The sequence below is a fragment of the Nocardioides malaquae genome, assembly GCF_015070385.1.
Lineage (GTDB): Bacteria > Actinomycetota > Actinomycetes > Propionibacteriales > Nocardioidaceae > Nocardioides > Nocardioides malaquae.
Genome location: NZ_JADCSA010000010.1, coordinates 55,604 through 67,303 on the forward strand (window position 1 = coordinate 55,604; position 11,700 = coordinate 67,303).

Genomic DNA, 11,700 nt, shown 5'->3' on the forward strand with positions numbered 1-11,700 from the left:
CATGACGACCGACCTGCCGTCGATCTCGGTGGTGATCCCGGTGCGTGACGACGCCCGCGAGCTCGAGGTCTGCCTGGCGTTGCTCGCCGAGCAGAGCCACCCCCCGCTCGAGGTGGTGGTGGTCGACAACGGCTCGACCGACGACTCGGCGGTCGTGGCCCACGCCGCGGGCGCCCGGGTGGTCACCGAGCCCCGCCCCGGGATCCCCCACGCCGCCGCGACCGGCTACGACGCGGCACGGGGTGAGGTCATCGCACGCCTGGACGCCGACTCCCGCCCCGGGCCGGACTGGGTGGCGCAGGTGGCGGCTGCCCTCGCCGACGACGGCGTCGACGCCGTGACCGGACCGGGACGCTTTTACGACGTGCCCTGGCCGCTGCGTGGTCTGGCGGGCCTGGTCTACCTGGGGGCGTACTTCGTGCTGACCTGGCTGGCGCTGGCCAACACTCCCCTGTGGGGCTCCTCCATGGGTCTGCGCCGCACCGCGTGGGAGCGAGTGAGTCCGCTCGTGCACCGCGACGACGACGTGCACGACGACATGGACCTGGCGTTCGTCCTCGGCCCGCGGGCCCGCGTGCGCTACCTGCGTACGCTGCGCGTCGGCGTCTCCGGCCGCTCGCTGGTCGGCACGCAGCAGCTGCGCCGCCGGATGGCACGCGCGGTCACCACCCTGCGCCTCAACTGGACCGTCAGCCCGCCCTGGGAACGCTGGCAGCATCGCCTCAGGTGAGGGCGTGCAGGATCAGGACCTGGGTCACCAGGAAGCCGGTCAGGAAGTTGAGCCAGAGGAAGCGGCGCCAGCCGTCGTTGGCGCGCTCGCAGTCGGCATCGGTGATCGACAGGTAGGGCGCGACGTTGGCGACGTACGGCAGCACCAAGAAGGCCGTCAGCCACCCGGGCCACGGCAGCACCAGCAGCGCCGCTCCCCCGGCGAGGTAGCAGGCGGCGGCTAACCACGTCGTCACCCGCGCCCCCATCACCGTGCCGACGGAGCCGATCCCGGCCTCCCGATCGGCGCGCACGTCCTGCACCGCCCCGAAGGCGTGCGAACCCATGCCCCACAGGAAGAAGCCCCCGAGCGCCGCCCAGACCGCCAGGTCCCAGGCGACCTCGCCGGAGCGGACGTCGGCGAGCACGAGGCCGTAGAGCGCCGGGGAGACAAAGTGGGTGCTGGAGGTCACCGAGTCGAGGAAGGGCCGCTCCTTGAAGCGCAGCACCGGGGCTGAGTAGGCCACCACCGCGAAGAGGCTGCCCGCCAGCACGCCGGCGGCCAGCGGTGAGCCCCAGGCCAGCAACGCCACCACGAAGGGCACCGGCGTCAGCACCGCCGACCAGAGCGTGGCGCGGTGGAGGGTGCGGTCGAGAACGACCCCCTCGACACCCCCCTTGCGAGGGTTGCGCAGGTCGGACTCGTAGTCGAAGACGTCGTTGATGCCGTACATCAGCAGGTTGTAGGGCACCAGGAAGAAGAGACAGCCCACCCAGAAGGCGACGTCGGTGCCGCCACCGGCGAGGAGGTAGGCCGCCCCGAAGGGGAAGGCGGTGTTGACCCACGACAACGGTCGCGAGGAGCCCAGCACCGTGCGCGTCGTCGCCCAGGTCGTCGACCCGGTGTGCGCCTCGGTGGTCACGGCCGGTCCTCCTTGTCGCGGGTCATCAACAGGGCCACTGCCGGAACCACCAGCACCGCGGCGACCGGCCACGCGAAGTCCTCGATCGGCGCCAGGCCCACGAAGATGCCGGCCAGCCGCGACTCGTCGAAGCGGAAGAGGTCGGCGGCGATCATCGCGGTGTCGAAGACGGCGGTCAGCACCACCAGGGCCAGCAACGTCAGCCCGGTGGAGGCCCACCAGCGGCGGTCCGGTCGGCGTCGCCACACCGCGACGGCGAAGAGCGGTACGCAGGCCGCGACGAAGCACGCGGCGAGGCCCAGGTAGGTCACCGTGCACCCCCCGCCGACGCTCCCGGCGACCGGGCGAGCAGTCGGGAGAAGGCACCGTGGAAGACACCGGTGATGTAGCTCAGGAAGGTGATGAAGAAGAGCTCCTCGAGGGGCAGCTCGGGCGCGACGTCGATGCCGCTCATGCCGGGCGACTCACCCTTGGAGTAGACCGCGAGCTCGATGGCGACGAGGTCCCAGGCGAGAAAGAGCACGAAGCCGACGGCCACCGCCGTGGCCGCCACCCGGGGGCGGTCGAAGGCGAAGAGCTTCCAACGGTGGTCGACCAGCGCCATGCAGCAGCCGGAGGCGACGATCGCAGCGAGGTAGAGCCAGCTCACGCGCCACCTCGCGCGGATCCGTCGCAAGCGGCCAGCGGCGTGTCCACCCGGCCGGTGCTGCGGTCGCCGCGCAGTCGCTTCAGCGCCAGCTCCGCGCTGATCAGGCACATCGGCAGGCCGATGCCGGGGATCGTGCTGGAGCCGGCGTAGTAGAGACCCTCGACCTTCGCCGAGCGGTTGCCGGCGCGGAAGAACGCGCTCTGGGTCAGGGTGTGCCCGGGCCCCAGCACGCCTCCGGACCAGGCGTTGAGGTCGGCGGCGAAGTCGCCGGGCCCGACCGTCCGGCGCACCACCACGCGCTCGGCCAGGCCCGGCACTCCGGCCCACTCGGCGACCTGGGCGATGGCGGCGTCGGCCACCGCCTCGACGGCCGGGTCGCCCGCGCCGTCGACACCGCCGCGGCCCAGCTGGACGTCGGCCGGCACGGGCACCAGGAAGAAGAGGTTCTCGTCGCCCCCCGGGGCCACGGACGGGTCGGTGGCCGAGGGGCGGCAGACGTAGGCCGACGCCGGGTCTGGCACCCGGCCGGAGAAGATGTCGCCGAAGTTGCGGGTCCAGTCCGCGGTGAAGAAGAGCGAGTGGTGCAGCAGCTCGGGCAGCTCGCCGCGCACGCCCAGGTGGACGAGGACCGCACCCGGGCCCGGGTCCCGTCGGTGCCACCACGACTCCGGGTAGGTCTGCAGGTCGACGGGCAGCAGCCGCGTCTCCAGGTGGTGCAGGTCGCAGGCCCCGACCACCACGTCGGCCTCCACCACGCGCCGCTCACCGGCGGCGTCGCGGTAGGTGACGCCCGTGACCTCTGCGCGGCGTCGGGAGACGCGTACGCCTCCGCCCCGCGGCCGGGTCTCGACCGCTGTCACGTCGGCCCCCGTGGTCAGGCGTGCCCCGGCCGCCCGGGCCAGCCCCGCCAGCGAGTCGACCAGCGTGGTGAAGCCGCCCTGCGGGTAGAGCACCCCGTCGTCGAGGTCCATGCTGCTCATCAGGTGGTAGAGCGCGGGCACCTTCGCGGGCGAGGACCCCAGGAAGACGGCCGGGTAGCCGAGCACCTGGCGCAGCCGGCGGTCGGTGAAGCGCCGGGCCACGAACGACTCCAGGCTGCGGAGCAGCAGCTCACCCAGGCGCGGTGCACGGCGCAGCACGTCGGGCGCCAGCAGCGACCGCGGGGACTCGAAGCTGGTGTAGAGGAAGTGCTCGACGGCCAGGTCGTACGCCTCCCGGGCGGAGTCCAGGTAGCGCTCCAGCGCCGCTCCGGCGCCCGGCTCCACCGACTCGAAGAGGGCCACGTTGGCGGCCCGCTCCTGCCGCACGTCGAGGACGTCGGCAGCGCCCTCGTGGAAGACCCGGTAGCCCGGGTCGAGAGTGCGCAGGTCGAGCTGCTCGCCGGCCGAGGTGCCGAGCAGGGAGAAGAAGTGCTCGAAGACGTCGGGCATCAGGTACCACGACGGGCCGGTGTCGAAGCGGAAGCCGTCACGCTCCCAGGACCCGGCACGCCCACCGAGCTGGTCGCCGCGCTCGAGCAGCTCGACGTCGTGGCCGTCGGCGGCCAGCAGGGCCGCGGTCGCCAGACCGGCGACGCCCCCACCGACCACGACCACCCGTCGGGGGCATCGGTCTGTGGTCATGCGTCGGTCTGTGGTCATGCGTCGCTCCGGACGGTGCTCATGCGTCCCGCCGGGCCATCGCCAGCGCCAGGACCCGGGCCTTGCGCGCTCCCGTGACCCGGACACGCTGGCGGCGGATCACCGCCGGCGGGGTGCGTCGCAGCTCGCGGGCGAGCTCGGCGAAGAGCGCGTGCGCGGCCCTGACCGCACGGCGGCTGTTGACCGGCAGCTGCGGCACGACGGAGGCGGCGGTCGCGAGGTCGGCGTCGATGTCGTCGAGCAACCGGTCCCTCGTCTCCTGGTCGAACGACTCCACGTCGACGCCCGGGAAGTAGCAGCGGCCCAACGTGTCGACGTCGGCGGCGAGATCCCGCAGGAAGTTGACCTTCTGGAAGCCGGCGCCGAGCGCCCGCGCTCCCGCGTACATCTCCTCGTAGGCCGCCTGCGGGTCGTCCAGCTCCATCACGAAGGTGCGCAGGCACATGAGGCCGACGACCTCCGCCGAGCCGTAGACGTAGGCGGCAAAGGTCTCCTCGTCGTGCGCGGGGCAGTCGAGGTCCATGCGCATCGAGGCGAAGAACGGAGCGACCAGGTCCATCTCGATGCCGCAGTGACGGGCGGTGCGGGCGAACGCATGCACCACCAGGTTGGCGCTGTGGCCGGTGCGCAACGCCTCGGCCACCTGGGCCTCGAGCTCGTCGAGGAGGCGCGCCTGCTCGACGGGAGACCCTTCGGGGCGGGGAGCGTCCACGATCTCGTCAGCCACCCGGACCAGCGCGTAGATGTTGCGGACGTGGGTGCGCACCGGTTCGGCGAGCAACCGCGAGGCGATGCCGAAGGACGTCGAGTAGCGGCGGATCACGATGTCGGCCGCGCCCTCGGCCACCTGGTCGTAGAGCTCGTGCGGAGCGGTGGGCGCGTGGCGTTGCCGGTGGCGCGGCGAGGGCCATCCGTGCGACACGTGGCTCACCCCTCGCCCGGTGCCACCCGCGACCAGAGGTCAGCGGCGTCGATCTGTCTGGCCTGCTCGACCATCCAGGGGCTCAGGGCCCAGGGGGCGGTGGCGAGGGAGGCGCGGTAGTCGTCCAGGGTGATCCAGTGGTGCTCGGCCACCTCGTCGGGTGCCGGCGTGACAGTGGAGACGGCGCGCGCCACGAAGACCGGGCAGAACTCGTGCTCGACGACGCCCGAGGCGTCGACGGCACGGTAGGTGAAGTCGGGCAGCAGGGGGCGGACGTCGGCGACCTCCACCCCGAGCTCGCGCCGACCGTGACGCACGACAGCGTCCTCGAGTGCCTCGCCCGGGCGGGGGTGCCCGCAGAAGGAGTTCGTCCAGACGCCCGGCCACGAGCGCTTGCCCAGGGCCCGGCGGGTCACGAGGATCCGTCCGTCGGCGTCCAGCAACCAGCACGAGAAAGCCAGGTGCAGGGGGGTGTCGGTGCCGTGCACGCCCTCGCGCGGAGCGGTACCGACGGGTCGTCGAGCCTCGTCGAGCAGGACCACCAGGTCCTCGTCGTCGCCGTGGTCCACGTCACTCCTTCGCGTCCTGGCCCGGAGGCCGTCGTCGTCCGGAGCCCCCGTGCGGGTCCGTTGCGAGTCCGTTGCGAGTCCGTTGCGAGTCCGTTGCGGGGAACGTACCAGTCCCGCCCAGCCTCAGGCGCGCCGAGCGCGTGACACGAAGCTGCGCATCAGGTCGGAGTCCTTCTGGCCGGGCGCCACCTCGACACCACTGGAGACGTCCACACCCCACGGCTGCACCACCTGCACCGCTTCGGCGACGTTGCCGGGCGCAAGCCCCCCGGCCACCATCCACCGGCCCTTCGGTGCGCGCATCGCCAGCGCAGAGAGGTCCCACCGCTCCCCTGACCCGGGTCGGGGCGCGTCGAGCAGCAGCACCTCCTCGCCGTGGGCCCCCACCTCGAGAGGCGGGTCGAGGTCGAGCGACGTGGCGCGCCACACCCGCGGGAGCACCGCCAGCGCAGCCGCGAAGTCGTCCGGCCCGTAGGCGGCACCGTGCAGCTGCAGCACGTCGAAGCCCAGGCGTACGGCCGTGCGTGCGGCCTCGAGAGCCGGCAGGTCGTTGACGACGAGCACCGCGTCGAGACGTCCGGAGACCGTGTCGACGACCGTGCGCGCCTCGTCCTCGCTCGCCCGACGCACGCTGGTGCGGTTCATCACCACGCCGACGGCGTCGGCGCCCGCCTCGACGGCGACCTGCGCGTGCTCGGCGGTGCGGAGGCCACAGATCTTCACGTACACGCCTCAATACTCGCAGGCGTGCCCAGCGAGGCAACGGGGTAACGGGTCAGGAGGGTCGAGACAAGCGGCAGCTCGATGAGGAGGAACGGTGAGTGAGACGTTGGCCCGACGCCCCGAGGAGGTCGACCACCTCGTGAGGCGGGCCAGGCGGGCACGGGCCTGGCGCCGGATCGGCGCCTCGGCACTCCTGCTGGTGGTCGTGGGTGCGGTCACCGGTCTCTACGGGCCCCGCACGGCGCAGGAGCGGAGCGCGACGTCGTGGGGCGAGCTGGAGGTCAGTCACCCCCGGGTGGTGCGGGCCGGCACGGACCTGACCGTCTCCGTCACGCCCAGGCCCGCGCGCACCGGTGACGGCTACACGCTGCTGCTGGGCCTGGGGTGGGTCGAGGAGCTCGGCATCGAGGTGGTCACCCCCGTGCCGACCTCCGAGTCGACCACCGCCGACGCATGGCTGCTGACCTTCGACGAGCACCCGGGCAAGACCGTGGTGCTCAGCGGACGGGTGCCCACCCATCCCCGGGTCGGGCCCGTCGACACGCCCGTGGGCATCGCCCCCGCCGGGGAGCGCAGCCCGGCGGCCGAGCTCGACCTGACGACGTGGGTGCTGCCGTGATCGGGGTGGTGCTGCACTCCGCAGCGGTCTTCGCCTTCCTGTGGCTCCTCATGCGCGTCGTGGGCAAGCGGGAGATGAGCCAGATGTCGGCCTTCGACCTCGTCCTCGTGGTGGTGCTGGGTGACCTCGTGACCGAGTCGGTGCTGGCCGAGGACACCTCGCTCACAGCGGCGGTCACCGCCGTCTCCGTCTTCGCGCTCCTCACGATCGCGGCGTCGTGGGCCTCGTGGCGGTGGCCGCGACGGCGGGCGTTCTTCGAGGGCATCCCCACGCCTTTGATCAGTCACGGGCGGATCCTGCACGAGGCGTTGCGACTGGAGCGCGTCACCGTCGACGACCTCAGGGAGGCGGCGCGCGCGGAGGGTCACCGCAGCCTGGACGAGATCGAGTGGGCGGTGCTGGAGCCCGACGGACAGTTCTCGTTCTTCACGAAGGAGAACCCGGACCTCTGACCTCAGCCGCCGACGCGGCGTACGAGGTCGGCGAGGTCGTCGCCGCGGAACCCGGCGGCGAGCGCGAGGGTGAGGAGGACCCGGGCCTTGGGGGCGTCCAGCGTGCCGACGGGCACGAGGCCGCGCGCGACCAGGTCGATGTCGCCACCCGGGTAGCCGTAGGTCTGCTCGAGCACCCGACCGGCGCCCGTGCGGGAGGCCAACAGCACCGGCACCCGGCGTACGAGGGCGTCGAGGGCGGGCAGCAGCGCCTGCGGCACGTGGCCTCCACCGAGAGCCTCGACCACGACGCCGTCGTAGCCGAGGTCGGCGACCGCCTCCAGCAGTCGCGGGTCCTCCCCCACGCCGATGCGGAGGACCGCCACGGCTGGTAGGGGCGTACCGGTCTCCACGTCCAGCTCCGGCAACCGCGGAGGCAGGGAGGCGAGCACGGGACGTCCCTCGCTGAACCAGCCGAGGGGCCCCCGCCCCGGCGAGGTGAACGCCGACGGCGCGGACGTGTGGGTCTTGCGCACGTGACGAGCCGCGTGGATCTCGTCGCCCAGGCAGACCAGGACGCCGGCGCCCTGGGCCTCCGGACCCGCGGCGAGCCGGGTGGCAGCCACGAGGTGAGCCGGCCCGTCTGCTCCGGGCGCCGAGGCAGGGCGCATCGCCCCGGTCACCACGACCGGCTCCGGGCCCGGCCAGAGCAGGTCGAGCGCGAACGCCGTCTCCTCCAGGGTGTCGGTGCCCTGGGTGACCACGAGGCCCCGGGCGCCGTCGCTCACCGCCGCACGGAGCCGGGACACGAGGTCGACCACGTCGTCCAGGGTGACCTCGCAGGACGGCACCTGCCGCACCTGGGTGACCTGCACCTGCGCCAGGTCGGAGAGCTGGGGCATGGCAGCGACGAGGTCGGCAGCTGCCACACGGGGCGCCACACCGACCTCGGCACCGGTGCTGCCGCTGCCAGTGCCGGCGCCGCCGTCCGTGGCGGGGGCGCTGGCCACGGTGCCGCCGAGCGCGAACAGAGCCACGACGGGCCGGCCTTCAGGGCGGGCAGCGGAGCGGGCGGGATCGGCGGGGGGCGTCGGACTCACCGATCCAGTGTGCACACCCGGGGTTGACGCCACCGGCGCAAGGGTACGAACGTCGGACCCATCCGCGGCGAACGAGGAGCAGAGATGAGCGAGCAGTTTCCCGAGCACTCCGAGGCCGAGGCGTTGATGGCGGAGCCGGAGGCTCCCGCCCACCACGACCCGGACGAGGAGGAGCAGGCCCACCACCCGGACGTGGACCCGGAGGCGCAGGCCGACTACCCCGAGATCATCGACGCCGACGAGGAGCTGCCGGAGGAGACCAGCGACGTCGGCTGACCCGGGTCCGGGCGCGGGTGTGGCGGACTCCACACCCGCGCCGATGTGCATTCGACCCCCGGGCTCCCTCACTGTGGAGGGCAGGCACTCACCTGCCGAAGTCCTCGCGCCCCACGGCGGGGCCACCCGGACCGCGCCGAGGCTCGACACGTCGCCGGGGTGACTCGAGACGCAAGAATCGAGTGGTGTCGAGCACGGCTGACCCAGCTGCACTGCCGTCCTACGGGGACGGCTCGGGGTGAAGGCGAGAGATCGCCCGGGCACGGCAAGCCCGAATCCGACAGGTCATCAGCCGCAGGCGCGTGCCGGAGAACTCCACCATGCGACAGACCCTGTCGTCGGTTCGTGGCGCCCAGACGAGCGCCCGACTGACCCTTCGCATCTCGATGGTCGTCACGTTCCTGGTGACCTTCCTGATGGCTTCTGCCCTCGCGACGCCCGTCCAGGCGGCGCCCGCCCCGGCCGCCACCCCCACGGTGGGTCAGCTGGTGCACGTCCAGCAGGGCGCGGTGCTGAGCCACAAGATCAAGAAGAAGAAGCCGCTCGCGCGCCGCGCGCTGGCCAAGGCACGCACCCGCGCCGGCAAGCCCTACCGCTACGGCGCCACCGGTCCGAACGCCTTCGACTGCTCGGGCCTCACCAGCTGGGCCTACAAGAAGGCCGGCAAGAAGCTGCCCCGCACCTCGAGCGCCCAGGCCCGGGCCGCGAAGCGGGTCAAGAAGCCCCGTCGTGGCGACCTCGTCTTCTTCCACAACGGGGGCAGCGTCTACCACGTGGGCCTCTACGCCGGGAAGGGCAAGGTCTTCCATGCCTCGAGGCCGGGCGTGCCGGTGGGCAAGGCGAAGATCTGGACCTCCAGCGTCTTCTACGGCCGGGTGTGACCCCTCACCCCTCGGCGCAGGCCTAGACTCCGGCGCCGTGGAAGAAGTCCTCAACGTCTCGGCCTACCTGTTCACGCCGATCGACGACCGGGAGACGCTGCGTACGACGCTGCTCGAGCGCGCGCAGGCCGCCGATCTGAGGGGCACGGTGCTGCTGGCGCCGGAGGGCATCAACCTCTTCCTCGCCGGTGACGCCGCCGGGTTGCGCGGGTGGCTCGACGCGTTGCGCCAGGACCCGCGGTTCGCCGCGCTCGAGGCGAAGGAGTCGTGGTCGCCCACCCAGCCCTTCCGCAAGATGCTCGTCAAGCTCAAGTCCGAGATCATCCGGATGGACCACCCGACCATCCGTCCCCACGAGGGTCGGGCCCCGTCGGTGGATGCCCGCACCCTCAAGCGGTGGCTCGACCAGGGCCACGACGACCGTGGGCGTGAGGTGGTGCTGCTCGACACCCGCAACGCGTTCGAGGTCGACTACGGCACCTTCACGGGGGCGATCGACTGGCGGATCGAGAAGTTCACCGAGTTCCCAGCGGCCGTCGCGGCACACCGTGACGACCTGGCCGGAAGGACCGTGGTCAGCTTCTGCACCGGCGGCATCCGGTGCGAGAAGGCCGCGCTCCACATGCAGGAGCTGGGCCTGGACGACGTGCTCCAGCTCGAGGGCGGCATCCTGAAGTACTTCGAGGAGGTCGGCGGCGAGCACTTCACCGGCGACTGCTTCGTCTTCGACGAGCGCGAGGCACTCACGCCGACGCTCGCTGTCTGGGGTCAGGAGACGCGGCGGGAGCCACGCCAGAGCGTCAGCGCGTCGTCGAGCAGCGGTCCGCGGCGCAGCTGACGCCGGTCGGCGTAGTAGTCCATCGACACCTTCCACGGCGCCTCGACGCCCTGGCGGGGCAGGTCGGCGGCCGCCCTCTGGACGTACCCGGCCTGGAAGTCCAACGCCGGCGCGGTCTCGGCGCCGGGGTCCCACTCCGGCACCGCCCCGTCGAGCCCCTCGGCCTCCATGTGCGCCAGCAGCCGGGTGAACCAGTCGCAGACCAAGCTCAGGCGCAGCGTCCACGACTGGTTGGTGTAGCCCATCGCGAAGGCGAAGTTGGGCACCCCGGAGACCATCAGACCGCGGTAGACGACGTGGTCGGGCCAGTGCACCGGCTTGCCGTCGACGCTGAGGTCGATGCCGCCCATCAGCTGCACCTCCAGCCCGGTGGCGGTCACCACCAGGGCGGCGGGCAGCTCACGCCCCGACGCCAACCGGATCCCGTGCGGCGTGAAGGACTCCACGGTGTCGGTCACGACGCTGGCGCGACCGTCGCGGATCGCCCGGAAGAAGTGGCCGTCGGGGTCGGCGCAGAGCCGCTGGTCCCACGGGTCGTAGGGCGGGTTGAAGTGGGTGTCGAGGTCGTACCCCTCGGGCAGCTGCTTCGCCATCGCGGCGCGGATGACCCGACGCAGCACCTGCGGCCGGCTGCGGCTCAGGTTCCAGACCCACTGGCCCTTGGCGATGTTCTTCGTGCGGGTGAGGGCGTACGCGGCGCGCTCTGGCAGCACCCGACGCGCGGCGTTGGCCAGCCGGTCACGGCGCGGGAGAGGCATCACGTACGTCGGGGTGCGCTGCAGCATGGTGACGTGCGCGGCCGCCGTGGGCCCCGTGGCCAGGGCGGGCACGAGGGTGATCGCGGTGGCGCCACTGCCGATGATGACCACCTGCTGTCCGGAGACGTCGAGGTCGTCGGGCCAGACCTGCGGGTGCACCACCCGGCCGGTGAACTGCTCCAGGCCCGGGAAGTCCGGGGAGTGGCCACGGTCGTAGCGGTAGTAGCCGCCGGCGCTGAAGAGCCACCGGGCACTCCACTCCTGCAGCTCTCCCCCGTCGACCTCGACCGTGACGGCCCACCGGGCGGCGTCGGCGTCGAAGTCGGCGGCGACCACCCGGTGGCCCAGGCGGACGTGGCGGGCGAGGTCGTGCTCGGCGACGACCTCGTGGAGGTAGTCGAGGATCCGGGGGCCGTCGGCGATCGCGTCGTCGTCGGTCCACGGCTTGAACTCGTAGCCGAACGTGTGCAGGTCGGAGTCCGACCGGATGCCGGGGTAGCGGAAGAGGTCCCAGGTGCCACCGATCGCGTCCCGGGCCTCCAGCACCACGAACGTCGTGCCCGGACGGTCGACCACCAGGTGTCGGGCGACCCCGATGCCGGAGAGCCCAGCTCCCACGACCAGCACGTCGACCTCGCGCACGTCGGTTGTCATGACCCCACC

At 72.4% G+C, this 11,700-nt stretch carries 15 protein-coding genes; 6 read left to right on the forward strand and 9 right to left on the reverse strand.

Annotated elements, in window-relative coordinates:
- The first annotated feature begins 1 nt into the window (after position 1).
- The gene (locus IEQ44_RS11165) at positions 2 to 730 is read left to right on the forward strand and encodes a glycosyltransferase family 2 protein (protein WP_193638542.1); all 729 of its coding nucleotides are present in this window, start codon (positions 2 to 4) and stop codon (positions 728 to 730) included.
- On the opposite strand, the gene IEQ44_RS11170 is transcribed toward IEQ44_RS11165, so the two are convergent.
- The 7 genes from IEQ44_RS11170 to IEQ44_RS11200 form a co-directional block, all read right to left on the reverse strand.
- Positions 723 to 1,631: a prenyltransferase gene (locus tag IEQ44_RS11170; protein ID WP_193638543.1), complete on the reverse strand. Its 909-nt coding sequence runs from the start codon at positions 1,629 to 1,631 to the stop codon at positions 723 to 725. The genes IEQ44_RS11165 and IEQ44_RS11170 overlap by 8 nt on opposite strands.
- A complete protein-coding gene (locus IEQ44_RS11175) occupies positions 1,628 to 1,942 on the reverse strand; it encodes a lycopene cyclase domain-containing protein (protein WP_193638544.1) in 315 nt (104 codons plus the stop codon). The genes IEQ44_RS11170 and IEQ44_RS11175 overlap by 4 nt, the downstream gene beginning before the upstream one ends.
- Entirely contained in the window at positions 1,939 to 2,280 is a 342-nt protein-coding gene (locus IEQ44_RS11180) for a lycopene cyclase domain-containing protein (protein WP_193638545.1), read from the reverse strand. Before IEQ44_RS11180 ends, IEQ44_RS11175 begins: the two co-directional genes overlap by 4 nt.
- Positions 2,277 to 3,902 (reverse strand): phytoene desaturase family protein, encoded by a 1,626-nt coding sequence (crtI, locus tag IEQ44_RS11185; protein WP_193638546.1) that lies wholly within the window; start codon positions 3,900 to 3,902, stop codon positions 2,277 to 2,279. The genes IEQ44_RS11180 and crtI overlap by 4 nt, the downstream gene beginning before the upstream one ends.
- A gap of 37 nt (positions 3,903 to 3,939) precedes the next feature.
- Positions 3,940 to 4,842 carry a phytoene/squalene synthase family protein gene (locus tag IEQ44_RS11190; protein ID WP_193638547.1) on the reverse strand — a complete coding sequence of 301 codons (903 nt, stop codon included), beginning with the start codon at positions 4,840 to 4,842 and terminating at the stop codon, positions 3,940 to 3,942.
- A 5-nt stretch (positions 4,843 to 4,847) separates the two neighbouring features.
- Entirely contained in the window at positions 4,848 to 5,411 is a 564-nt protein-coding gene (idi, locus tag IEQ44_RS11195; RefSeq protein WP_193638548.1) for an isopentenyl-diphosphate Delta-isomerase, read from the reverse strand.
- A gap of 123 nt (positions 5,412 to 5,534) precedes the next feature.
- Complete coding sequence (locus IEQ44_RS11200; RefSeq protein WP_319804625.1) at positions 5,535 to 6,134, reverse strand: phosphoribosylanthranilate isomerase; 600 nt, start codon at positions 6,132 to 6,134, stop codon at positions 5,535 to 5,537.
- 94 nt (positions 6,135 to 6,228) lie between these two features.
- On the opposite strand from IEQ44_RS11200, the gene IEQ44_RS11205 reads away from it, so the two are divergent.
- A complete protein-coding gene (locus IEQ44_RS11205) occupies positions 6,229 to 6,753 on the forward strand; it encodes a hypothetical protein (RefSeq protein WP_193638550.1) in 525 nt (174 codons plus the stop codon).
- Positions 6,738 to 7,205, forward strand: coding sequence for a DUF421 domain-containing protein (locus tag IEQ44_RS11210; protein WP_193638551.1), 468 nt, complete (start codon positions 6,738 to 6,740; stop codon positions 7,203 to 7,205). The genes IEQ44_RS11205 and IEQ44_RS11210 overlap by 16 nt, the downstream gene beginning before the upstream one ends.
- A gap of 2 nt (positions 7,206 to 7,207) precedes the next feature.
- Here the strand turns inward: IEQ44_RS11210 and IEQ44_RS11215 are convergent, their stop codons facing one another.
- On the reverse strand, positions 7,208 to 8,284 hold the full coding sequence (locus tag IEQ44_RS11215) for an asparaginase (RefSeq protein WP_319804626.1): 1,077 nt from the start codon (positions 8,282 to 8,284) through the stop codon (positions 7,208 to 7,210).
- Between the two features lie 84 nt (positions 8,285 to 8,368).
- Here IEQ44_RS11215 and IEQ44_RS16995 point away from each other — a divergent pair, with 84 nt between their 5' ends.
- The 3 genes from IEQ44_RS16995 to IEQ44_RS11225 all read left to right on the forward strand — a co-directional run bounded on the left by IEQ44_RS16995 (position 8,369) and on the right by IEQ44_RS11225 (position 10,279).
- Positions 8,369 to 8,560, forward strand: a complete 192-nt coding sequence (locus IEQ44_RS16995; protein ID WP_227487362.1) for a hypothetical protein — start codon at positions 8,369 to 8,371, stop codon at positions 8,558 to 8,560.
- A gap of 302 nt (positions 8,561 to 8,862) precedes the next feature.
- A complete protein-coding gene (locus IEQ44_RS11220) occupies positions 8,863 to 9,441 on the forward strand; it encodes a C40 family peptidase (protein ID WP_319804627.1) in 579 nt (192 codons plus the stop codon).
- A gap of 37 nt (positions 9,442 to 9,478) precedes the next feature.
- Positions 9,479 to 10,279: a sulfurtransferase gene (locus IEQ44_RS11225; protein WP_319804628.1), complete on the forward strand. Its 801-nt coding sequence runs from the start codon at positions 9,479 to 9,481 to the stop codon at positions 10,277 to 10,279.
- Here IEQ44_RS11225 and IEQ44_RS11230 read toward each other — a convergent pair.
- Positions 10,210 to 11,691, reverse strand: coding sequence for a flavin-containing monooxygenase (locus IEQ44_RS11230; RefSeq protein WP_193638553.1), 1,482 nt, complete (start codon positions 11,689 to 11,691; stop codon positions 10,210 to 10,212). The two genes, IEQ44_RS11225 and IEQ44_RS11230, sit on opposite strands and share 70 nt — an antisense overlap.
- Between the last annotated feature and the right edge of the window lie 9 nt (positions 11,692 to 11,700).

What these genes read in the sequence shown, in the direction of transcription:
- IEQ44_RS11165 (WP_193638542.1), top strand. Translation starts at nt 2, where the DNA reads ATGACGACCGACCTGCCGTCGATCTCGGTGGTGATCCCGGTGCGTGAC.
- crtI (WP_193638546.1), bottom strand. Translation starts at nt 3,902, where the DNA reads ATGACCACAGACCGATGCCCCCGACGGGTGGTCGTGGTCGGTGGGGGC.
- IEQ44_RS16995 (WP_227487362.1), top strand. Translation starts at nt 8,369, where the DNA reads ATGAGCGAGCAGTTTCCCGAGCACTCCGAGGCCGAGGCGTTGATGGCG.
- IEQ44_RS11230 (WP_193638553.1), bottom strand. Translation starts at nt 11,691, where the DNA reads ATGACAACCGACGTGCGCGAGGTCGACGTGCTGGTCGTGGGAGCTGGG.